A 23,956-nucleotide genomic window follows, 5' to 3' on the forward strand; every position below is an offset into this window, starting at 1 on the left:
ACATGAACGTACCCGTATGGGTTATTTTTTTTGCAATTAATTAGTGTTGCACTTGATATTGTAATTTATCATATAAAAAACAACTCTTAATATTTACATTTATATCTAATAAACTAAAAAATAATGAGATTAGAAATAACTATACTTCTAATCTCATTATTTAATATCTTAATTTAAATTTCTTTCTTAAACTATAAAACCTTGTCTTTGCTTAACCTTGTTTCTTTAACAATTATTTTTCTATAATCACTAACATTGATTCTATTTAAAAGTCAATTAACTTACTTTTAAATATATTATCATATTTATTAAATGCATAATATTGATTATAGCATATGCTCCTATCAGCACTTTCCCTACAAATATTGATCTCTTCATTTGAGTTAGATTAGATTTTTCACTTCTCCAATACCAATATATTAATACTAAAGCAAATACACCTATTTTCAAAAAATATGGCTCAATTCCATTTATAATTAATTTCATAAATGAATTTGCTTCTCGAAATAAATCAGGTGCTTTCCATAATAAAAATTTTGTAAAGAATAAATCGGTTAAATTTAATATATATAATGTAATTAAAAAGTTCCCTAACTTTTTTCTACTTTTCCCTCTTATATCAATAACTGCACATTTCATAACATAAACCCCAACAAAAATATATCTTATATATACATTATTTACATTTATTGGTAATAAGTCAATGTTTTTTAGATTATTTTTAACAAATAATTATAAGAGCATCTAAGTATAATTCAAAATATGAACTATTCCTGATGCTCTTAATTTAAATATCATTTAATACTTCTTTGAACTCTTCTAAAACTTGAGAAACTAAATTTTCATCAAGCTTTTCATAATAAGGTAAAAGATTTGATTCTTGAATTGCTTCAAAAGCTCTTCTACTTGATTCCATCCAATTTTCTGGTATATAAACCCATACTATTTCTGTATAACTACAACTTAATAAGAAATGTTCCATTCCAAAGAAACTATATTCTTCGATATTATGAAGTTCATTAAACTTTTTATAATCTTCAACTATTTGTGAAGTTATTTTATATTCATATATATCAGCATAAAAGAAGTCAAATTCTTTTCTTTCTGCTTCATAAGCATTACAACAGACTATATTAATCTTGGGATTTTTAGGAAAATTACTATAATATAAGTCTACAACTTCTTGGCTTATTTCATAAACAGTTATTTCTTCCACCTCAGGCTTTTTAGCCATTTCTTCAACAGCATACCCAAGTCCAAGTCCAACTACCCCAACTTTTCCTTTTGCCATTTTTATAGCAAAATATGAGGCTTGTATCTCTAATGGCGTCAATCTCATCCATACATGTTCTGGTGCATGTAACTCTAATATCCTAACATTTAACTCATCTTCTTTAGAGTATAAATATCCCTGGATCGTTCCTTTTAATCCATCAATTGATTTTATTTCAAAGTCACCTATTTTGTTATTTTTTATTTTATTATTGTATTCTTGTATTTTATCTAAAACATATTCTCTATCAAAAGGCTTCAAAATTAACAATCCTCTCTTTTCAACAATTCATTTGCTAAATTAATAATTAACTATAATATTAATAGTTAAATTTGGTTATATTAAAATTATTATAATAATAGTATCTTCAATACCTTTTATATTATATTGACAATTTATTCAAAATTCAATATGTGATATTTTATTCATTAGGAATATTTTTACATTATATCCTAAAAAACATATTGCTATTTCCGAGTAATATGGTATACTATAAACATAATTTCAAAAAAATTCGCGAGGTGAACATAATGAGTAAATTTTTAGTAAGTGAAGAAGCATACAAGGAATTCAAAGCTTTCCTTGAAGAAAATGAAGTAGAAAACTACAGCATAAGAATAAACTTAGCTGGATTTGGTTGCAGTGGCCCAGCTTTCAATATAACTGTTGATGAAGCAAAAGAAGGAGACATTTCTGAAAAGATTAACGACATCACTTTAATTGCTGAAGAAAAATTAGTTGATGAATTTGGTGGATTTAGATTACTTTCATCAGAAGAAAACGGTGGTAGAGGATTATCATTAAAGCCTGTTATCGAAGTTGAAGGTGGATGTGGTTCTTGTGGCGGTGGATGTCACCACTAAGATAAAGTAAAAGCTAAGCAGCTTAAACTGCTTAGCTTCTTTTATTAAATTTATCATAATAAATATGCTCTAATAAACAAATTCATATTCTACATATTTATTATTAACTTCTTGCATTCCTTGAAGTATATCTATCCAATAATCTTCCTGTATCATAGTCTTTTCTTTTTTGCTATCAGGTACATTACAATTTTTTGAGTAGAACTCTGTAAAGTAATTATTTAAATCTGTTGCCATATCCTTTAGCTGTTTAAAATCTGTTAATACTTTTCCTTTTAGCTCTATTACATCAATTTTTTCTGTCATATCATTTTGGATATATGAATATAGTAATTCTTCAATCTCTGAATATAATTCATTTTTACTTGTGGTGTTTAAAACAATATTTTTTGAATTACTTCTCTTATTCATAAATATACTATTGTCTGAATTAAGGTAATTACTCCATAAGCTTAACTCGACTTCTGATATCTTACTATAATTTCTATATAAGGTGAATAAATCAATATTGTTTACACTTCCTGCTGAAACACAGCTATCTAATATTGATAGTATAGATTCATTTCTATATCTTATTTCTTCAATTTTATTATAATTTTGCTTTCCAAGCTCATATGTATACTTTTTATTTTCTATGGCTTGATAAATGTTCATTGTAAAGCTTATCATTAAAATAAATACAACAATCAAAAAACAATTGTCTTTGATATTAGTTCTTGATTTCATAAGCCACCCCCATTACCTTAAGTATACCATACAAGGTTACAAGTGGCAAATTACCTTGATAATATCCTATAATTAAAAAGAATTACTTATAAAGTATTAGTTCTTACATATTTAAATACTACTTTCGTATTAAATTATTATTTTTATTTATTATACTAAAATATTCTTTATAAATATAAAAATAAAGTCAGCTTTACGCCAACTTTATTTTTAATTATCTTTATATCTGATAATATCACGTTTAATAGAGTCAAGTAAGTTATTTAATTCCCAAACTTCCCCTTCCTCTATTAACTTATTTAACATTACTTGATATCTACTTGCTTCTCCAGTCTTTCCTAAAGACATTAATGTCATAATATTATTCATTATATTTGTAATAATATCAGACTTAACTTCAAATAATCTTTGAGCATCCTTAATTTCATCCTTTATTTCTAGCATTTGCTCATCTAGATTAAAAGCTGAATCTGCTGCTAATTTAAGTTTATCCTGAATCTCCTTAGGTATATGCTGCTTATATTTATAATTCAATGAATGCTCTATAGTTGCCCAGAAATTCATTGCTAAAGTTCTTATTTGAAACTCTGCTAATATAGGTTTAGGACCATCTGCCATATATACAGTATACTTAATAATCATATGGTAACTTCTATATCCACTTGGTTTAACATTTCTAACATAATCTTTTTCATAAAGTATTTGCATATCTTTTCTAGCTCTAATTAACTCTATAACTGTATCTATATCATCAACAAACTGGCACATAATTCTTATACCAGCTATGTCCTCCATTTCTTCACCTACTCTATCTAAAGGAATTTCAAATTTATTTGCCTTTTCTAAAAGGCTTGAAACTTCTTTAACTCTTCCAGTAACAAATTCAATTGGAGAATATTCATTTCTTTTTCTATACTCTTTTCTTATACTCTTAAGTTTAACCTTTAGCTCATCTACTGCCTGTTCATAAGGCATAAGGAAACTTTTCCAGTTTTGCATCGCCATACACATCACCCTTAATTTTTATACAAATACATTATATCAAAAACACTTAAAACTGTAACCAAAAATTACAAATTCATATTAATCTAAAACTTTAATTGGATCAAAATCTATAAAATCACATGATGTCATTATATATTCAATTCCATTTATTACTCCCTCTATTGCCTTAACATTAGATGGTCCATGTAAATGTCCATATATAACTTTTTCAACATTGTACTCTTTAAATATTTTCATTAGTTCAGATTCCTTATTTTCTTCACCAAAAGGAGGATAATGAATCATAACTATAAATTTATCAAATCCTTGTTTCTTTGCTTCATCTAATGACAGTCGTAATCTAATTTGTTCCCTTGCATATATTTTTGCATCTTTAGAATTAAACTTATCACTACTTGGATCAAGCCATCCTCTTGTACCACAGATAGCATAATCATTATATGTATAAAAGTTATTTTGTAAGAACTTAGTATTATCATACATTGCATTTAACTTCGAAATACTATTCCACCAATAATCATGATTTCCTTTGCTTATAATCTTTTTACCTGGAAGAGAATTTACCCAATCTAAATCCATCTTACTATCTTCATGCTTCATAGACCAAGAAATATCTCCAGCAATTAGTACAGTATCTTCTTCTGTTATTTTATTTTCCCAATTTTTCTTTATCTTCTCATCGTGATTAACCCAATGACCACCAAATATGTCCATAGGTTTATCTGTACTTAATGCAAGATGTAAATCAGAAATAGCATATAGTGCCATAATCATCCCCCTTATCTCGTGTCTAAACTTATTCCTTATATATTATAACCACTTAATCTTAAAATAAAAAGCCTTCAAGGTCAATCCATATATTGGATTAGTCCTTGAAGGCAAATATAGTATTTATAACTATTCAACAACTATTTTATGATAGTTTTTCTTTCCTCTTTTAATTAAAGCAGATCCATCTTGAATGTCTTCTTCATTTAAAGTTCTAGTTACATCTGTAACTTTTTCTCCATTTAAAGATAAACCACCTTGTTGGATTAATCTTCTTCCTTCAGCTTTTGATGGAACGATTTTATTTTCTGCCATTATATCTAAAATAGTAGCTCCTAATCTGTCTTTAGAAATAGTAACTGTAGGAACATTACTCATATCAACTCCACCAGCAAATAATGCTTCTGCAGCTGATTTAGCCTTAGCAGCTTCTTCCTCACTGTGAACAAGCTTAGTTACTTCGTAAGCAAGAACAGCTTTAGCTTTATTGATTTCAGCACCTTCTAAAGCTCCAAGTCTTCTTACTTCATCCATAGGTAAGAATGTTAGTAATGCTAAACACTTCTCAACATCAGCATCATCTACATTTCTCCAGTATTGATAGAAATCGTATGGTGATGTCTTTTCTGGATCTAACCATAAAGCTCCACCTACTGTTTTACCCATCTTTTGACCTTGGCTGTTAGTTAATAATGTACAAGTCATTGCCATAGCTTGCCCTTGAGCTTTTCTTCTAACTAATTCAACACCTGCAATCATGTTTGACCATTGGTCATCTCCACCTAATTCCATCTTACAGTTATATTTTTGATTTAATACATAGAAATCATATCCTTGCATTAACATATAGTTAAATTCTAAGAATGATAATCCCTTTTCTAATCTTTGTTTGAAGCATTCTGCCGTTAACATTCTATTTACTGAGAAGTGAACTCCTACTTCTCTTAAGAAATCAACATAGTTTAAGTTTAGTAACCAATCTGCATTATTTACTAATATAGCTTTATCATCTGAAAAGTCTATAAACTTTTCCATTTGTTTTTTTATACAAGAAACATTATGCTCAATTTGCTCTTTTGTAAGCATAGATCTCATATCAGTTTTTCCTGATGGATCTCCAACCATTGCAGTTCCGCCACCAAGTAAAGCTATTGGTCTGTGTCCAGCCTTTTGCATGTGAGCCATAAACATCATTGCTATAAAGTGACCTACATGTAAGCTATCAGCTGTTGGGTCAAATCCTATATAAAAAGTTATTTTCTCCTTTTCTAGCAATTCTCTAGTTTCTTCTTCATGAGTAAATTGCTTTATGTATCCACGATCTAATAACTCGTCTAAAACGTTAGCCATATCCTTACCTCCAATAAAAAATCATATCTTTAGTATATATTTATTAAGTTGTTTTATCAAGAAGATTTCATGAATTCAAACTTCTTCAACTATAGTTAAACTACTAATAAGTTAAAATATAAAATTTTATGTAAAAAAAAGCTACTATAAAGATTTTAGCATTATATAATACTAAAACCTAATAGCAACTTTTTACTATTTATCTAAATTTAATTATTTTCAACCCTATGCTACATATTCTTTAATACAATCCGGTACTTCTTCACTTGTATCAACATTAATATTAATATAAACGTTAATACTAAATCTATCTGTTAATCCAGCAATCTTTCTAAATAATTCAGTGGCATCCTTCATAGTACAATTAACAATATTAGATAATCCATCAATATAAATATTTTCAATATCATAATTAGATGAAATTATCCCACATAACATTCCGTAAAAGCTTTGGCAATCTTCAACATAATACTCATTAGTATCTATAAATCTTATTCCTCTAGATAATTGTAGCATTGGTCTTGAATCATCATCAATATAAACTGAATCACCTTTAGCATCAACCATTTGGTTATTTGCTAATTCAATTAATCTTTTTGTCTTTCCAGAACCTCTTCTTGCACAAAAAACTTGAATCATTGGAACCACTCCTTTTTATATAAAATTATTTATAACATCTTTTTCATAAGAAAAAGATGTGCATTTAACATAAGAACATAAACAATTTACCCATATTTTTATGAAGTTATTATTAGCTTTAAAAAATATATTATTCAGTGTTCATCGGTAATATAACCTTAAAACAATCCTCTAAAGTAGAATTGATTAACCGAACCTTTCTTTTCCCCTTAAATGCTTCCTTTATTCTAACTATTCCATTTCCATCATTAATAAATCTCTTTCCCTCATCTAAAGATATAAGCTTATCGTAAATCCACATATTTCTTTTACTATATCCCATATCTCCAAATATATTATTTCTATCTACTAATTGACCTGGACTAATTACTATTATTGAATTTTTAGTTAAAATAATTTCAATAATCTTATCTATTTTAGAATATTCTCTATACATTACTGAGTTTTTAACTGCTTCCATAACTGCATAAACGGGATATTTACTTGGTAATAACGTATACATTTCTTTCTCAACAATATCTATCATACTTAGTAAATTTCCATTAATCATTTTAGACTTAGGATATTTATCATTATACTTATTTATAATTCTAATAGTATTGTGAGGTATACATATACTATTATTATCAGAAAATACAAGTAATCCTCCAAATGTACATCTAACCTTTCTTGTTCTTTTATCTAAAAAAGTTATCCCTGCACTTTGAAGTAAAAAGCTTTCATTTTCCTTATTAACAATTATCCCCTTGTTTTTAAAATATCTTGCAACTAAATCCATATTTAAAAATTCAGCGCTACTATTGATCATTTGGCAAGTCTCAACTGTCATTAATTGATTTTCTTCAAATGCTGCTACTAATTCTGACTTTCTCATTGTGTCAGTAATTGAACCTCTCCTAATATGAAATGCCCCTGTTTCCTTTATTTGATAAGGTTTTTGTCCCCCATCAAATATAGTTATTATTCCTATATCTTTGCCTTCTATATTAACTATTTCAACAGTTATAGGAATAGGAGGTTCACATCTTGAGCTTACAACCTGTTGAATTTTTTCCTCATCTAATGATTTAAGCTTATTAATTCCAATTATTCTTTTAGTTCTGTCCTCAATTCCAATTATAAGATATCCTCTTCCCCCTCTAGAATTAGCTATAGCACATACATCTTTAGCAAGTTCTTTTTTCCCAGATTCAGATGAAATATCTATTTGTAATTTAAAATCTAGCTTAGTTCCTTCACGTTGCTTAATTAAAGATAGTAGTTTCTTCTTATTCATAGTCCCTACCTTAAATTCTCTCTAATATATCTTATTCAAATCCAAGTCAATTCGTTAACCATATTGGACATATTCACATATGTCTATTTAAAACCTACCTTTTATCTATAGTAAAATTGCTTTTGAAGCTAATAATAAGTCTATAATATAGTATATTTATAGTAATAAAAAAAAGAACAAGGAAAATGACTTTATAACTATCTTTTCCTTTGTTCTTTAACAATGGCTAACTAAATTTTAAGCTAAAAACTATAAATAAGATTCTAACTTTTAATTAATTATATATATAAACTATTCATCTTTTTATAATATATGATACTTTTTATTAATATATTAAATAATTAATTAATAAGGGCTTTTTATTTATTATTTAAAGACTATCTTTAGCAACTCCAGTTCCCTTAATAGTTAATTTAGTTCTTACTTCTAAATCAGCTATACTTAATGGATCTTCTATATCTTCCTTTGGAAAGTACATTTCTGCTAATCTTTTAATATCAAAAATATCTAAATCCTTCTCTTTGTACTTATTAAAAATATATTCCATATATCCATTAATATATTCTTCTTCATTATAAACAATATAATCTAACACTGATTGATCAACTACTAAATTCCCTTGTATTTCACTTATATCTACATCAACATTAACTTCTTTTATTAATTTAAATTTTCCATCTTCGTAATTTAAAGTATCTTTAACACTGCTATCTAATATTTCTAAACTAATAAAATCTGATTTACTATTTGGATTAGTTGCTTCTAATACCCCACTTTTAGCTCCACCCATTAACATATTATACATTAAAGTATTTTCTACATCTATTTTTTCAACCAAAACATTATCTTTGAAAATAGATGCTCCATTTATTTCTATCTTTTTATCTAATGCATCTTCCTTTAAATCAATAGATGTTAATAATGCTGTATTTCCTCCCATTAATGTATTACTTAAATAATAATTAATATTAGATCTTACTGACTTAGAATTATACTTCTCCTTACCAACTAAATCATTTAAAAATAATCCTAAATATTCTTCATCTCCTGATACAGTATCTAATAAATCTTCAACATCTCCATAATAAACAAAAGCACTTGGCTTAATTTGAAAATCACTATTATTATTAATTAAATCTAAAAACTTTTTTATTCCATTTCTTGCAGCCTTTTCAGTAAATATATATGCTCTAGTTTGACTATAATCAAGTTTATAACTAGATACCCTATTAATATCCTCTAAGGCCTCCATAGCTGTTTTTCCTTCACCTTTATAAATAATACGTCTTCCCTTATCTGAACTATCATTAGTACTTCTATAAGGCTTTATACAATCTAAATATAAAATACTCTTTCCTAAATCATCAACATCAAAAATCACACTTGTTGGAAATGTGACTTTATTAATATCATGATAATTAAAACATCCTGTTAGAAGTAATGGCAATAAAATTACACAACATAAAACCCAAGCCTTTATTCGTCTATTTTTCATTAGCCTTATTACCTCCTGCTCCTATTATTTTATTAGAAATTCTATTTAACTTTCCTCTAAAGAATACATCCTTAAATCTATATTCACTTACAGTGCCAAGTGGAAATAAAAATGGATATCCTACAGAATCAAGTTCTACTATTTGAATAACATAAATCATTGAAGCACATAAGAAACCTGGCAAACCTAATAATGCTGATGCTAACATTATTACTATTGACCAAAATGAAACTGCACCATAAATTTTAGGAATTAAGAAATAACTTAATGTACTTATTGCAACTACAATTATAGTAATTCTTGATGCAATTCCTGCCCCTACAGCCGCATCCCCTAAAATAAGAGCAGATACTATACTCATTGCTCCACCAATAGGGTGTGGCAATCTCAAGCCGGCTTCCTTAATGAGTTGAAATGCAAGCATCATTACAATTACTTCAATAAAAGTAGGTAATGGTACTCCAGCCCTTGATACCGCTAACCTAAATACAAATAGGCTCGGAATCATTGAAAAATGATATGTAATTATTGCAACATAAAGTCCTGGCAAAAATGAAGCCATTAAAAATGCAATCCACCTTAAAATCCTGTTAAAATTTGTATAATACCTATTTATATAGTAATCATCAGGCATTTGAAAGTTTTCTAAAAAGAAATATGGAGCTGTTATTACAAAAGGTGTGCCATCTACAATAAGTGCTATACGCCCTTCAAATAACTTTGCTGCCACCTCATCTGGCTTTTCAGTATACCCTATAGTATCAAAAAACGAATGCTGCTTTTTTAAATTTGCTTCAATATAATTAGAATCTAATATAAATCTCATATCTAAATTTTTAATTTTATTTTTCACTTTATCTACTAATTCATTTGGAGCAACTCCTTTAATATATGCAAGTGCAACAGCTGTTTGCGATTCTTCACCAACTACAACAGCTTCAAATTTCAAATCAGGATTTTTTACACGTCTTCTTATTAGTGCAACATTATCTACTATAAGTTCATTAAACCCTTCTCTAGGCCCCTTTAAAACAGCTTCTGTTTCAGGTATTCCTATTCCCCTTCTTGGAAAGTTTTTAACCTCACAAAAGATAATTTCACTAAAATCTTTTAAAACTAATATAGCATCTCCTGACAAAACATGCATAAGTGCATCATCTAAATCCTTCGCCACTCCAGTTGCACTTATATCTAGCACCTTTTCCAATAAATCATTAGGGGTTTTTATAGAAGTTCCCTTTAATTGTCCAAATCCCCTTAATGGTAATATTAAATACTCCATCATCCATTGACCATTACATAAATCATCTATAAATACAATAGTACCATCACCAATTATTGTATTTACATCTTTATACTTTACATCAAAATTCCCTTCAAATCGTTGTTTAATATAACTTAAATTATCCATTTACATCACCTAAGGATATTATTCCTCTACACATGTTTAATATTCATTTTTTTTGAGAATAATAAAATAGACTTAGCTTATCTTATAGTGAATATTATTAATTTCAAATTATATATTCTGGAGTTAATAACACTTCACTCTTAGATAACTTATTCTATGCTTTAGTTTTGATTAAAACCTTACTTAAAGTTAAGAAAGTCAGTTTATATTTAGTGTTGGAGGAATAAAAATGAATAAAATATCAGCAAAACACTTTATACTCTTTATATTTAGTGTTACATATATATCATTAAAAACATATCCTTCTTTGTTTATTAAAGAGGGGGGAAGGGACACTTGGCTATATACATTAATTATATATTTAATATTTTTTGCATTTGCGATGTACTTAATTTATGTTATGGATTCTAAAAAAGTTTATAATATAAATGAGATATTTACCATTGGTCTTTCTAAGACTTTAGGAAATATATTTTTGCTTCTATTTGCATTTGGATTATTTTTAGCCTCATTAGAAGCTACTTCTGTAGAAGCTAATGTTATTAAGTCTTGCTTTTTCCTAGAAACTCCTACGTGGTATATAATAATATTTTTCCTTTTACCATCAGTATTTTTAATAGGAAAAAGTATGAGTACATTATTAACATTTGTAATAATATTAATATCTTCATTAGGTGTTAATACTGCCTTATTAGCTATTATTACTGAAAAATATAAGGATATTAAATATATAATGCCAGTACTATCTGGCAATATCAGTAGTGAATTTTTCTCTACCCTTTTACTTGTTTTAGGTTCATTATCTGCTTTTGTTATTGCCTTACCTTATTTAAAATACTTAAATAGTGGAAAAGACTTAAGAAAGCATAGTGTTATTGGATTAGGTATATTAGGTGCCGTCTGCATTTATGTTTTAATTGGTATATTATCTAGTTTTGGACCTATTAGAGCTGCGAATTTGTTTTATCCTGAATTTACTCAAAGTCAAAGAGTTCAAATTGGAGGATTTTTAGAATTTGGAGAATTCTTTTTCTTATATCAAACAGTTGCAGGATTTTTCTTGAAATATATTCTTTGTACTTATGGAATATACATAATATATAAAAAGTATATTAAAAATACTAAATATTTCATAACAGTTTATACACTGGCTGTATTTATATTTTCAAGCTTTATTTCTAGGAATAATTATATTTTATTTTTTATACTAAAGTATTATCAATACATTAATCTAGTATTATTTATAGTAATTCCATTAATTGCTTATATCGCTTTTCAAGTTCGTTATAAAAAGAAATAATTTTACCTTATTTTAACAGTATCTTTGTTGCATTTTTGGTAAATTATGCTATAATAATAGTGTAATAAAAATCATTAGGAAATTCTATGATAATATCATTAAATACCCCTTTTTTCCTTAGTGGGTTAAGTTAGTAGTTTTATCAAGATTAGCCCTATGGATTTTAAGGAGGTAAATGAAAATGGAAGATAAGAAGATCATTTGTAAGGACTGTGGAAAAGAATTTGTATTTACTGTAGGAGAACAAGAATTCTACAAAGAAAAAGGATTTGAAAATGATCCTGTAAGATGCCCAGACTGCAGAAGAGCTAGAAAAGCTCAAAAAATGAATAGAGACAGAAGATAATTATTTAGAATTAAATGTAGGAGCTACTAGTGTAGCTCCTTTTTTATTATACTTTATCATCATATAGCATAATTCATTTGACATAAAATTTTGGTAATTTTATAATAGTAACTATAATTAATCATGTACGACTGAAAAGGTCAAATTATTACTAGCCTTAAAATTTAGAAAAGGGGTGCTATCTTTGGAAAACATAGCAGATAAGAAAAAGATAATTTTCAGCGGAATTCAACCTTCTGGAAATTTAACTTTAGGAAATTATTTAGGAGCATTAAAGAATTGGGTTAAGCTTCAAAATGAATACGATTGTTTTTTCTGTGTAGTTGATTTACATGCAATTACAGTTAAACAAGTTCCTGCAGATTTAAGAAAAAGAACTTTAGAAGTTTTAGCAATCTATATTGCTTGCGGTATTGACCCAAATAAAAATACATTATTTATTCAATCACATGTGCCTGCACACTCAGAAGGTGCTTGGTTATTAACATGTAATACTTATATGGGTGAGCTTTCAAGAATGACTCAATTTAAGGATAAATCTAAAAAGCACGGTGACTCAATCCCTGCTGGTTTATTTACTTATCCTGTTCTTATGGCTGCTGATATATTATTATATAACACTGATTTAGTTCCTGTTGGAATTGACCAAAAGCAACACTTAGAACTTGCTAGAGATTTAGCTACAAGATTTAATAATGCTTACAGTCCAACATTTAAAGTACCAGATCCTTATATTCCACCAGTTGGAGCTAAGGTTATGAGTCTTCAAGATCCTACTAAGAAGATGTCTAAGTCTGATGATAATCCTAATAGCTACATCTTAATTATGGATCCTCCTGAAGTTATAAGAAAGAAAATTTCTAGAGCTGTAACTGATAGTATTGGTGTTATAAATTATACTGATGAACAACCAGGCGTTAAGAACTTACTTGATATTCTTATTTCAATTAAGGGATATAGTAAAGATGAAGTTGTTGAGCTTTACAAAGATAAGGGATATGCTGATTTAAAGAAAGATGTTGCAGATGCAATTGTTGAAGAATTAGCTCCTATTCAAGAAAGAGTAAACAACTTACTTAAAGATAAAAAAGCTTTAGAAGAAATTTATAAGCTTGGTGCTGAAAAAGCAAATTATGCTGCTATTAAGAATTTAAGAAAGATGCAAAAGAAAATAGGGCTTATACCTAGATAAAAATGTCATATATTCTATTATTAAGGATATAATAATAATTATTATATCCTTATTTTTGAAAGGTGTTTAACATGAAAATTTACAGAAAAGTTGTATATATACTATTATTACTTTACATAACAATCTATCCTATACTACCAACCTATGGAATTATCAGTGCTGATACTGTTCTATATCTTTTAGCTTTATTGTATATATTGTCATTATTACTATTTAATGAAGAAAGAATAGAACTAATATCACTTATTAAAAATATTGTTAATAATCCCTGTATTTTAATAATTTCTTGTATCAATATTCTTATGTATCTATCTACTTTTATTGCTACTGATAAGCATATTGCTTTAACAAATAGCATTAGATTCTCAATGTATATATTTGTATTTTATTTAATTGCATATAAACTAAAAGAACTCACTGCTATTTTTAAGTGTCTTATATTTACAGGTTTTTTATCAGGTATATTCAGTATTTCACAAATTATTTACACATTGTATCTAGGCTATTCAATAGATCCTAGCATACGTATACCTTCGTTTTTAGAAAACCCTAATAACTTAAGTGCATATTCTATTTTATTGATTTTTATAGTTATTTCACTATTAATTAATACTAAATATAAAAAGAAAAAATTCTTATATCTAGTATTAATTATATTACTTTTAATAAATATTATTTTTTCTCAATCTAGAAGTGCACTTCTATCAATAATAATTGGATTTATGTTATTTTATATCTTATGGAATAAAAAATATTTAATGATATCTTTATTTATTCCGATAATATTATTCATTATTCCTCAAAGCAGAGTGAGATTCCTTCAAATTTTTGATACTACTCAAAACAGTTCACGTTTCAAAATTTGGGAAATCACCAAATTAATGATAAAAGATAATTTATTAACAGGAGTCGGTTACGAAAATTTCTCCGTTGATTATCCTATATATATAAATAATTATCCTGAATATTCTGTTCATGATGAATACTTAGCGCTTCATCCTCATAATATCTTTTTAAAAATACAAGTTGAACTAGGCATTTTAGGAAGTATTCTATTCGTTCTTTTAATTCTTTCAATAATTTATACCTTTTATAAAATTATTACTAACAGTGTAAATAATGATATAAAAGTATTAACTATAGGTTTTGGTACATCATTTATAAGCTTTGGATTGATGAACTTAATTGATTGCTATATTGGAGCCCCAAAAGTAATCATTACTTTCTTTATACTCTTAGGAATTTTGACTTATATAAAGAATAATCTTTCCTAAGTTTATTAATAAAAAAGATATAATCAATATAAGTTTGACTTTTCTATTCTCTAAAGTAATCAAACCTTATTGATTATATCTTTTAAATATTTAACTATCTTTCCCAAGGTTTAGTATTTAAATACTCTATAAATGGTTCTCTAAGTTCTTCCCTCTTCATTGCAAACTCAACAGTTGCTTGTAAGAATCCTAACTTATCACCAACATCATATCTTTGTCCTTCAAAATCATATGCATACATTGCTTCATTTTTAATTAATGTTTCTAATGCATCTGTTAATTGAATTTCATTTCCTTTTCCTGGCGCAGTATTTTCTAATATTTCAAATATTTGAGGAGTAATAATATATCTTCCTAATATAGCTACATTACTTGGTGCCTCATCTACTGCTGGCTTTTCAACTAATCTTTTAACCTTATATACTCTATCTTCTATATGAATTCCATCAACAATACCATACTTATCAACATTTTTAGGATCTACTGTTTGAACTCCTAATATAGTAGTCTTATACTCATTAAAGCAGTTAATTAATTGCTTTAAGCATGGAACTTCACTATCAACAACATCATCACCTAACATTACTGCAAATGGTTCATTACCAACGAAAGATTTTGCACAATGAATTGCATGACCTAAACCTCTTGGTTCCTTTTGTCTTATATAGTGAATATCCACCATATCAGAAATTCCTCTAACCATCTCAAGCATTTCTTGCTTTCCTGCTTTTTCAAGTTCTATTTCTAATTCAACTGATTTATCAAAATGATCTTCAATAGACTTTTTATTTCTTCCTGTAATTATTAGTATTTCTTCAATCCCCGATGCTACTGCCTCTTCAATTATATATTGAATTGTTGGCTTATCTACTATTGGAAGCATTTCCTTCGGCTGAGCTTTTGTTGCTGGTAAAAATCTTGTACCAAGTCCAGCTGCTGGTATTATTGCCTTTCTTACTTTCATATTATTCCCTCTCTTACACAAGTAAAATTTTAGTATACTTAACTGAAAATATAAATTTTCAATTTGGCTATTTCAAATTACTCCTTCAACTGTAATGAGAAGGAGTTCTCTATAATATTATAATATCATAATAAGCTATTTAAAAAAAGAATAAAGTAATTTATCCCAATGCCTTTACAAAATTCATATCTACTTCTATTTTATAATTTTTATTATTCCCTATAAAATAACCATTAATAGCTTTTTATGTATAGTTATTTTCAAATATATATAGTTTATTTATTTGAAAATAGCTATAATAAATGTTATTATTAAGTTCGCAATTAATAATTATTAATTTATTAATTAAATCTTATATTAAATTATTCTTTAGAAAGAGGTATACATATGAAAAATAAAACAAGAGATTCTATTGTAGTAGGTTTTGCCCTATTTTCAATGTTTTTCGGTGCCGGAAATTTAATCTTCCCACCTGCACTTGGAAATATGCTAGGTGACAAATACTTATTAGGTATAGTTGGATTTGTTCTAACAGGTGTTGGACTGCCTTTACTTGCTATACTTGCATGCTCAAGAGGTAATGGTACTTTTGAAGGTATAACAAATAAAATAGGTGTAAAATTCACTTTAATTCTTACAACTGTTTTATTCTTTGCAATAGGACCACTATTAGCAATTCCAAGAACTGCTGCAACAACTTTTGAAATTTCAATATTGCCATTTTTCCCTAATTGGTCGCCAATAATAGTAATGGCAATTTACTTTATTATTAACTTATTCTTTGTATTAAGACGTTCATCAATTATTGATACTATAGGTAAATTCTTAACACCAGCATTAATAATAATATTAGCTATAGTAATTGTAAAAGGGGTAATAAGCCCTATTGGTGAAATTGTATCAACTGATGCAACTAATGTATTATCAACATCTTTACTTGAAGGATATCAAACAATGGATGCATTAGCTGCTTTATTATTTGCAGGAGTAATAACTTCTTCTATAATTGATAAGGGCTATAAAGGAAAAGAAATTAATTCTGTATTATTAAAAGCTAGTGTTATTGCAGTTATTGGATTAGCATTTGTTTACGGTGGATTAACGTATATAGGTGCTCATACTGTAAACTTAGTTGATGCAAACATATCAAACACTTCATTATTAGTGTTTATTGCTAGAAGAATTTTAGGTACTTTTGGTGTAGGTTTAATCGGAGCTGCCATCGGTCTTGCTTGTTTAACAACTTCTATAGGACTGTTAACAGCTGGTTCTACTTTCTTTGAAAAAGTAACTAATGGAAAGTTATCTTATAAATTCAATGCAATTGCCATTTCTATAATGAGTTACATAATTGCTTGTCAAGGTGTTGATAAGATTGTTAAGTTATCTGTTCCAATATTAAATGTTTTATATCCTGTGGCTATTACTATTATTATAGTTACTATGTTTAATAAGATTTTAACTAATATAATAGCTATTAGATTGGCTGTTTATACTTCATTAGTATTTGGATTATTATTTGCACTATTTGGTAGTGCCTTAAACTTCCTTCCTTTAGCTAGTGTTGGATTTGGATGGGTTATTCCTACTTTAATTGCTTTAGTTATTGGATGCTTTATAAAACCTAAAAAAGCTGAATAAATTACATCGAGTAGGAGGAAAATAATTATTTTATTTTCCGTCCTCTCACACCACCGTACGTACCGTCCGGTATACGGCGGTTCCTTAAGTTTAATGAATTTTAATATATTGACGCGTTATGCTTTTCAAGCCTAAGTCGTTAAAGAATTGATTTGTTAGTGTAGTATTTAATATAACACTATTTGCTACTCGCCAATATCCTTTACGGGTGTTGGCGAATTTTATTGCTTGATAGTGATTAAGTCCTAATTTATTAAGGTTTTTATATCTTGTTTTAACCTTCTTCCATTGTTTCCATACACACATTCTTAATCTCCGTTTAATCCATTTATCCGATTGAACAACAATACCTTTGCACTTTGCTATTCCATAATAATTAATCCAACCTATGTTAACTTGATTTATCTTAATTATTCTTTGTTCTAAGGTCATCGGTTTTGACCTTGATAATATTTCTCGGAGTTTATCTTTATGCTTCCTTAATGATTGTTTAGATATGCTTGAATATGCCTTACCAAACATAATCCCTAGTGTAAACCCTAAGAATTTCCTTTTCCAAGGTCTTTCAACTGCACTTTTGTTGATATTTACTTTGAGTTTTAGTTTTCCTTCAATGAAGTTGGTTATGTTTTTCATAACCCTCTCTCCGGCTCTTTTACTCTTTACGTAAATATTACAGTCGTCCGCGTAGCGACAAAATTTATGTCCTCTTTTCTCTAACTCCCTATCTAATTCATCTAGCATAATATTAGATAATAGTGGACTTAGTGGTCCGCCTTGTGGCGTTCCTACTTCGCTTGATGTTACTATTCCATTAATCATTATTCCTGATTGCAGATACTTCCTTATTAGTTTCAAAACTCTTTTATCTTTAATATCTTTCGATAGTTTATACATTAAAATATCATGATTTACTTTATCAAAGAATTTCTCTAAGTCTATGTCTACAACCCATGTATAGCCTTCGTTAATATAACTTTCAGCTTTCCTTATTGCATCTTTTACACCTCTGCGAGGGCGGAATCCAAAGCTATTCTCTGATAAATTTTCATCATAAATTAGATTTAATTCCTGTGAGATTGCTTGTTGGATAAATCTATCTAAAACCGTAGGTATTCCTAATAATCTAGTTCCTCCATCTGGTTTTGGGATTTCAACTCTTCTAACTGGCATTGGTTTATACTCATTATTAAATATATCTTCTCTAATTTTGAGCCAATTCGTTTGTAGAAATTGTTTAAGTTCATAAACTGTCATTCCATCAACTCCATGACTTCCTTTATTAGATATTACTCTATTCATTGCTTGAAGTAAGTTTTGTCTAGATAATATTCTTTCTAATGAGCCATATTCGAATTCATCGGTTTCTCTTTTTGAAGTTGCCGAGAATTCTCTATGCACTCTTTGCCTATTTTCGAGTTCCACTCTATCTTTGGCACTAGGGCCTAAATATTTAGTTTTCTGCAATCTTTGATTATTCTGCGAAACTTTGAAACTTCAAAACCTCCTTAAGGTTCAGTCCTTCGTCCGCTATCGCGATTAGCGGAGTTACTATGACTTCTGCTGACTTCTGATAGTTCAGCTACATATCGCTATGTAGGTTATTACTTTAGAAATTCATCTTTATTAGTAATATATCTATCAGACCTCCCCAGGTAAGAACAACAACCTTCATCTCATATATCTGCTACATTTACTCCTAAGATTTCGGGTAGTGTTGGACTTTGTTTTGTTATGCAAACTCGTCCGACCTTAGTAAGCCTTGTATGTAGTTCGTATTCCTCAGACCGAGACTTTGCCTCCGACTTCCTTCAGATTCTACCTCACAGTAGACACCCTTGTCATTGGCTAGTGGTTCCCACTACCAAGCCCACAACGGACTTTCACCGTCAAGTTGTTGCCCATGCTGGGCGCACATAAAAAAATGTGCCAGCAATAGCTGACACATCCTTATTCATCTTTTTCAATAGCAACTTCTTTTTCTTCCAAATTGGTATATGTTGGAACTATCGACTTAAGCTTAGCTCTTATTAAGTCATTATCCCCTTGAATTGCTATATTATTAATTTCTTCGATTTCTTCTTTTAATTTATCTAAATCAAAATTTGCAGGCTTTCCTATAAATATTTTCTTATGTGCTGTTTTTTCTAACCCTTCCTCATCCATTAATAATTCTTCATATAACTTTTCACCTGGTCTTAATCCTGTTATCTTAATATCTATATCTTTAAATGGCTCAAATCCAGATAATTTTATTAAGTTTATAGCCAAATCATATATCTTTACTGGTTTCCCCATATCTAATACAAATATTTCTCCACCTTTAGCATAAGTTCCAGCCTGAAGAACTAATTGAGCCGCTTCTGGTATAAGCATAAAATATCTAACTATATCTCTATGTGTTAATGTTACAGGACCACCTTCAGAAATTTGTTTTTGAAATAATGGAATAACTGATCCATTACTTCCAAGAACATTTCCAAACCTTACAGCCACAAAATCAGTTTTGCTTCTAATATTAATAGCCTGAACTATCATTTCGCACAATCTCTTTGTTGCTCCCATAACATTAGTTGGATTAACTGCTTTATCTGTAGAAATCATTACAAACTTATCGCTTTCATATTTATCTGCACATTCAGCAACGTTTAAAGTTCCCTTTACATTATTTTTAATTGCTTCTTGTGGACTTCCTTCCATTAAAGGTACATGCTTGTGTGCTGCTGCATGGAATACTACCTCAGGCCTATATTGTTCAAAAATCTCTTCTAATCTCATTTTATCTCTTACAGATGCAATAATTACTTCCTTATTTACCTTAGGGAATTTTCTAGTTAACTCATTCTGTAAATCATATGCATTATTTTCATAAATATCTAAAATCAATAATTTTTTTGGATTAAATGTTGCTATTTGTCTACAAAGTTCTGAGCCTATAGATCCTCCTCCACCAGTAACAAGAACAACCTTATTAGTCAAATAATCGCTTATTCCACTCTTATCTAACTGAACTTCTTCTCTACCAAGCAAATCCTTTAAATCTACATCTCTTACTTGCTTTAAATCAATTCCACTATCAATAGACTCATAAAAGCTTGGTACTATCTTAACTTTAGCTTTAGCTTCCTTACAAATCTCTAGTATTTTACTTTTTTCCTCTGGTCTCATTGATGGTATTGCTAAAAATATAGTTGTTACTTTTGTTTCCTTAACAATATCTAAAATATCATTCCTATTTCCCAAAACCTTTATACCTTTTAAGTAAGTATGATTTTTATTTGGATTATCATCTATTAATCCTACTATCTTATAATTAAAGGACTCATCTTTTCTTATTTCCTCTATTAATAATTGTCCGCAAGCTCCTGCCCCTATTATTATAGCTCTTTCTCCATTACCTATATATCCTCTACCATATATGCTTATTCTTCTTATAATCCTATAAGAAAGCCTTAATCCTAGAATAAATACTATTATAAAGAAACATGAAAGTATAGTTACTACCCTTGGAATTCTAAAAGACATAAATTCTGAGATAACAAAATTTAAAACTCCTGCACTAAAACATGCTGTTGCTCCATAAATTACTTCATCTATTCCAGCTATCCTCCAAATACTCCTGTACATTTTAAATAATGCTAGCATTCCTATATACGTTATTAAAATCAATGGTAAATATATTACATAAATATCATTATAAATTTCATTATATACTGAGCCAAGCCTTATATAAAAGCTTATTAAATACGCTACATTAATAAGAATTATATCTGCTATTACTAACAACATAACTCTTATCTTTTTTTCACTTCCCATAGCTCCTCTTCCTTTCACAATTCATTGATATTTTATACATCCAAAATTATCATATTAATTATATCAATATATAATTCTATAATCAAATTAATATTTTCTTACATCCTTATTAAATAAATTAATAGTTATTATTTATCTATTCAATATCTTTTATATTATATTCTTATATATAATATAAAAGGGAGTATTATTTATTAATCCCCCTTTTATATTATCTACTTATTTTATTTCTAATGCTCAATAACTTTGAAGTAATAGGTATTCCAAAGAATTTAATTGCCCACTTTATTACTGTAGCCTTTTTACTATTATAATCATCTATTAAGTATAAATTTTCCTTAAGAATCTTAAATAATTTCTTTCTTTCTTCTTTTGAATATTTACTATATTCATTTAATATGGCTATATAATTATGTAATATCCTACTATTTAGATATTCAATCATATTTTTTGAAAAATCACTTTTTTTACTTATATTATATAAACTATTACATATTATAATTTTATCATAACTTTTCTTTGGGTTAACCATTCCCATTATTGAATTAGAATTTCCTAATCTGTAATTATATATTGTTGGCTTTATTACTGAAAAAGTTTCACTCGTACATAATACCCTTGGAGTCCACTGTTCATCTTCATGATATATACCTTCCATAAATCTTAAATCATATTTATGGATAATCTCTCTCCTTATTATGAATCTTACCGCAGCATAACTCACATTACCTAACTGATAAAAATATTCATAAGGCTTCATATTTTCCTTTATATCAAATTTAAAATCTTGATAAATTTCTCTATTTCCATTTGGATAAAAAACTGAATAATTCCCTATTATTAAATCAGTACTCTTCCTTGCTGCATCAAGTATATTTGAAATACTACTATCAGATATATAATCATCACTATCAACAAACCATATATACTTACCTTTTGCTTTATCTATTCCAGCATTTCTTGCTGATGATAATCCACCATTTTCTTTATGAATTACAGTTATAAAGTTATATTCTTTAGCATATTCATCACATAAAACACTACTATTATCTTTAGATCCATCATCTACTAGAATCACTTCTATCTTTTGATCATAATTTTTAATAATACTTTCTAAACATTCGTCCAGATACTTTTCAACATTGTATACAGGAACAATTATGGAAAGTACAATATCATTTTTCATATATATTCTCCTAATTTTCTAATAACTTTTTATCATTAGCTAATGCAACCACAAAGCCCATATATATCCAGAATACAGTTGCCATGAATGAGTTCTGATAAAAGATTTCAGTTAAAAATACAGCCGTAATTAATAAAGAACCTATCAATAATGACATAATACTATATATATAATAGCCTCTATTATATCTTTTATTTCCAAATACAATCTTTACAATATTAATCATTATTAATACCAATAAAGTCATCATTATACTTACTGCTACTATCCCACCAGATAAAAGCATATGAATAAAACCATTATGAACAAATTGCTTTTCTAAAGATGATCCTGGTGTAAATTCTGCTGCCTTTGAAACAATATTTCTATCTCCAAATCCAAATATTGGTGAATACTTTATTAATCTAAATCCATCTCTCCATAATGTCAATCTTCCATTTGATGAATCTATTCCTCCTCCTACATCTGGTCGTTCAACAGTAATATTCCCTGAGTGAGATCCTACATCCGTTCCTGTTGTATTACTTATAAATTCTTGTGTACTAATTGTTAATCTCGGTATATTAGCCAAAAGCTTTCTACTATTTTCAAAAGAAAATACTATAGTAACAGAAATAATAAGTCCACATAACAATCCTACTATAGTTCTTATAACAATTGCTTTTATCTTATTTTTTAATAAATAATCAGTTAAAAGATATATTAATCCAAGTAAGACAAAAATAAAGGCGATTTCTCCCCCCCTTGATCCAGTTAAAATAATAAATATATATTGAATTATAATATTTATTATATTAAATAACTTTATCTTACCTTTAAAGCTTTTATTAGCAAAAATAATAATTATTATTGAACATATTAAAGATACTATCCCTATACTACTTCCTTGATTAGGATCCACATATATTCCCCATAATCTCGCAGCATAATATCCCTGTGGTATTAGTGCTCCATCAGCTCTATTAACCCAATATGAAATGTCTAAACAAAACATTGCAACAGAAATAACTGATATAATAAAAGTACTTATTACTATTACTGATGAAACTTTTATTATATCATTATATACCTTTTTATTATCTTGTGAATACTCATTAATAAACATAACAAGCAACATTATTGCTGACCATATTAGTGTTTTTGTATTTCCAAAAATATTAAGAGAGCTATTAACAACTATCGTAATAACATACGCCGCTAAAAATGCAAAAATTATACAAAAATAACTTTTCTTGATATTCTTTCGTTCCAATACTAAATTTTTAAATAGTATAAGTAATCCCCACAATAATATTATTGGAGAAAAATACCCTGTAATTCTAGGTCCAAAGCTTAATGTATGTACTAATGCCCACGTCATAAATACAATTTTATAATAAACACTATCACTTAATAACTTAGACTTATATACATTGTTAATTATATTCATAT

At 27.9% G+C, this 23,956-nt stretch carries 22 protein-coding genes; 6 read left to right on the plus strand and 16 right to left on the minus strand.

Annotation, left to right across the window (positions count from 1 at the left end; translation table 11 throughout):
• Positions 1-276 precede the first annotated feature (276 nt).
• Both ABUA17_RS07175 and ABUA17_RS07180 read right to left on the minus strand, forming a co-directional pair.
• Positions 277-639, minus strand: coding sequence for a DUF5658 family protein (locus tag ABUA17_RS07175; RefSeq protein WP_042400774.1), 363 nt, complete (start codon positions 637-639; stop codon positions 277-279).
• 148 nt (positions 640-787) lie between these two features.
• Positions 788-1,534, minus strand: coding sequence for a polyamine aminopropyltransferase (locus ABUA17_RS07180; RefSeq protein WP_042400777.1), 747 nt, complete (start codon positions 1,532-1,534; stop codon positions 788-790).
• Positions 1,535-1,803: 269 nt separating this feature from the next.
• Here ABUA17_RS07180 and ABUA17_RS07185 point away from each other — a divergent pair, with 269 nt between their 5' ends.
• The gene (locus ABUA17_RS07185) at positions 1,804-2,136 is read left to right on the plus strand and encodes a HesB-like protein (RefSeq protein ID WP_042400781.1); all 333 of its coding nucleotides are present in this window, start codon (positions 1,804-1,806) and stop codon (positions 2,134-2,136) included.
• A gap of 69 nt (positions 2,137-2,205) precedes the next feature.
• Here ABUA17_RS07185 and ABUA17_RS07190 read toward each other — a convergent pair whose 3' ends face one another.
• The 8 genes from ABUA17_RS07190 to ABUA17_RS07225 form a co-directional block, all read right to left on the minus strand.
• Positions 2,206-2,862: a hypothetical protein gene (locus ABUA17_RS07190; protein WP_349818140.1), complete on the minus strand. Its 657-nt coding sequence runs from the start codon at positions 2,860-2,862 to the stop codon at positions 2,206-2,208.
• Positions 2,863-3,072: 210 nt separating this feature from the next.
• Positions 3,073-3,867: a GTP diphosphokinase gene (yjbM, locus tag ABUA17_RS07195; RefSeq protein WP_042400786.1), complete on the minus strand. Its 795-nt coding sequence runs from the start codon at positions 3,865-3,867 to the stop codon at positions 3,073-3,075.
• 78 nt (positions 3,868-3,945) lie between these two features.
• A complete protein-coding gene (locus ABUA17_RS07200; RefSeq protein ID WP_042400790.1) occupies positions 3,946-4,635 on the minus strand; it encodes a metallophosphoesterase in 690 nt (229 codons plus the stop codon).
• Positions 4,636-4,764: 129 nt separating this feature from the next.
• Complete coding sequence (gene tyrS / locus ABUA17_RS07205; RefSeq protein WP_349818139.1) at positions 4,765-5,985, minus strand: tyrosine--tRNA ligase; 1,221 nt, start codon at positions 5,983-5,985, stop codon at positions 4,765-4,767.
• 225 nt (positions 5,986-6,210) lie between these two features.
• Positions 6,211-6,624 (minus strand): hypothetical protein, encoded by a 414-nt coding sequence (locus tag ABUA17_RS07210; RefSeq protein WP_042400797.1) that lies wholly within the window; start codon positions 6,622-6,624, stop codon positions 6,211-6,213.
• A gap of 130 nt (positions 6,625-6,754) precedes the next feature.
• Complete coding sequence (locus tag ABUA17_RS07215) at positions 6,755-7,900, minus strand: AlbA family DNA-binding domain-containing protein (RefSeq protein ID WP_042400800.1); 1,146 nt, start codon at positions 7,898-7,900, stop codon at positions 6,755-6,757.
• A gap of 370 nt (positions 7,901-8,270) precedes the next feature.
• Complete coding sequence (locus ABUA17_RS07220) at positions 8,271-9,395, minus strand: Ger(x)C family spore germination protein (RefSeq protein ID WP_042400801.1); 1,125 nt, start codon at positions 9,393-9,395, stop codon at positions 8,271-8,273.
• A complete protein-coding gene (locus ABUA17_RS07225) occupies positions 9,385-10,806 on the minus strand; it encodes a spore germination protein (protein ID WP_349818138.1) in 1,422 nt (473 codons plus the stop codon). The genes ABUA17_RS07220 and ABUA17_RS07225 overlap by 11 nt, the downstream gene beginning before the upstream one ends.
• A 229-nt stretch (positions 10,807-11,035) precedes the next feature.
• On the opposite strand from ABUA17_RS07225, the gene ABUA17_RS07230 reads away from it, so the two are divergent.
• The 3 genes from ABUA17_RS07230 to trpS all read left to right on the plus strand — a co-directional run bounded on the left by ABUA17_RS07230 (position 11,036) and on the right by trpS (position 13,644).
• Positions 11,036-12,106 carry an endospore germination permease gene (locus tag ABUA17_RS07230; RefSeq protein ID WP_055277741.1) on the plus strand — a complete coding sequence of 357 codons (1,071 nt, stop codon included), beginning with the start codon at positions 11,036-11,038 and terminating at the stop codon, positions 12,104-12,106.
• A gap of 181 nt (positions 12,107-12,287) precedes the next feature.
• Positions 12,288-12,452, plus strand: coding sequence for a zinc-ribbon domain-containing protein (locus ABUA17_RS07235; RefSeq protein ID WP_042400811.1), 165 nt, complete (start codon positions 12,288-12,290; stop codon positions 12,450-12,452).
• Positions 12,453-12,645: 193 nt separating this feature from the next.
• Complete coding sequence (trpS, locus tag ABUA17_RS07240; protein ID WP_042400844.1) at positions 12,646-13,644, plus strand: tryptophan--tRNA ligase; 999 nt, start codon at positions 12,646-12,648, stop codon at positions 13,642-13,644.
• A 142-nt stretch (positions 13,645-13,786) separates the two neighbouring features.
• Here trpS and ABUA17_RS07245 read toward each other — a convergent pair whose 3' ends face one another.
• Entirely contained in the window at positions 13,787-14,002 is a 216-nt protein-coding gene (locus ABUA17_RS07245) for a hypothetical protein (protein ID WP_172676185.1), read from the minus strand.
• 10 nt (positions 14,003-14,012) lie between these two features.
• On the opposite strand from ABUA17_RS07245, the gene ABUA17_RS07250 reads away from it, so the two are divergent.
• A complete protein-coding gene (locus tag ABUA17_RS07250; RefSeq protein WP_172676186.1) occupies positions 14,013-14,918 on the plus strand; it encodes an O-antigen ligase family protein in 906 nt (301 codons plus the stop codon).
• Between the two features lie 94 nt (positions 14,919-15,012).
• Here the strand turns inward: ABUA17_RS07250 and galU are convergent, their stop codons facing one another.
• The gene (gene galU, locus ABUA17_RS07255; RefSeq protein WP_042400815.1) at positions 15,013-15,882 is read right to left on the minus strand and encodes a UTP--glucose-1-phosphate uridylyltransferase GalU; all 870 of its coding nucleotides are present in this window, start codon (positions 15,880-15,882) and stop codon (positions 15,013-15,015) included.
• Positions 15,883-16,269: 387 nt separating this feature from the next.
• On the opposite strand from galU, the gene brnQ reads away from it, so the two are divergent.
• On the plus strand, positions 16,270-17,523 hold the full coding sequence (gene brnQ, locus ABUA17_RS07260; RefSeq protein ID WP_154821397.1) for a branched-chain amino acid transport system II carrier protein: 1,254 nt from the start codon (positions 16,270-16,272) through the stop codon (positions 17,521-17,523).
• A gap of 90 nt (positions 17,524-17,613) precedes the next feature.
• Here brnQ and ltrA read toward each other — a convergent pair whose 3' ends face one another.
• The 4 genes from ltrA to ABUA17_RS07280 form a co-directional block, all read right to left on the minus strand.
• The gene (gene ltrA, locus ABUA17_RS07265; RefSeq protein ID WP_349819622.1) at positions 17,614-18,948 is read right to left on the minus strand and encodes a group II intron reverse transcriptase/maturase; all 1,335 of its coding nucleotides are present in this window, start codon (positions 18,946-18,948) and stop codon (positions 17,614-17,616) included.
• Between the two features lie 525 nt (positions 18,949-19,473).
• Positions 19,474-21,339, minus strand: coding sequence for a polysaccharide biosynthesis protein (locus ABUA17_RS07270; protein ID WP_055278040.1), 1,866 nt, complete (start codon positions 21,337-21,339; stop codon positions 19,474-19,476).
• Between the two features lie 211 nt (positions 21,340-21,550).
• Entirely contained in the window at positions 21,551-22,525 is a 975-nt protein-coding gene (locus ABUA17_RS07275; protein WP_055277210.1) for a glycosyltransferase, read from the minus strand.
• Positions 22,526-22,535: 10 nt separating this feature from the next.
• The gene (locus ABUA17_RS07280) at positions 22,536-23,954 is read right to left on the minus strand and encodes an O-antigen ligase family protein (RefSeq protein WP_042400827.1); all 1,419 of its coding nucleotides are present in this window, start codon (positions 23,952-23,954) and stop codon (positions 22,536-22,538) included.
• Positions 23,955-23,956: the final 2 nt, after the last annotated feature.

The sequence above is a fragment of the Clostridium sp. RTP31139st1_H3_RTP31139_211217 genome (assembly GCF_040227035.1).
Lineage (GTDB): Bacteria > Bacillota > Clostridia > Clostridiales > Clostridiaceae > Clostridium > Clostridium saudiense.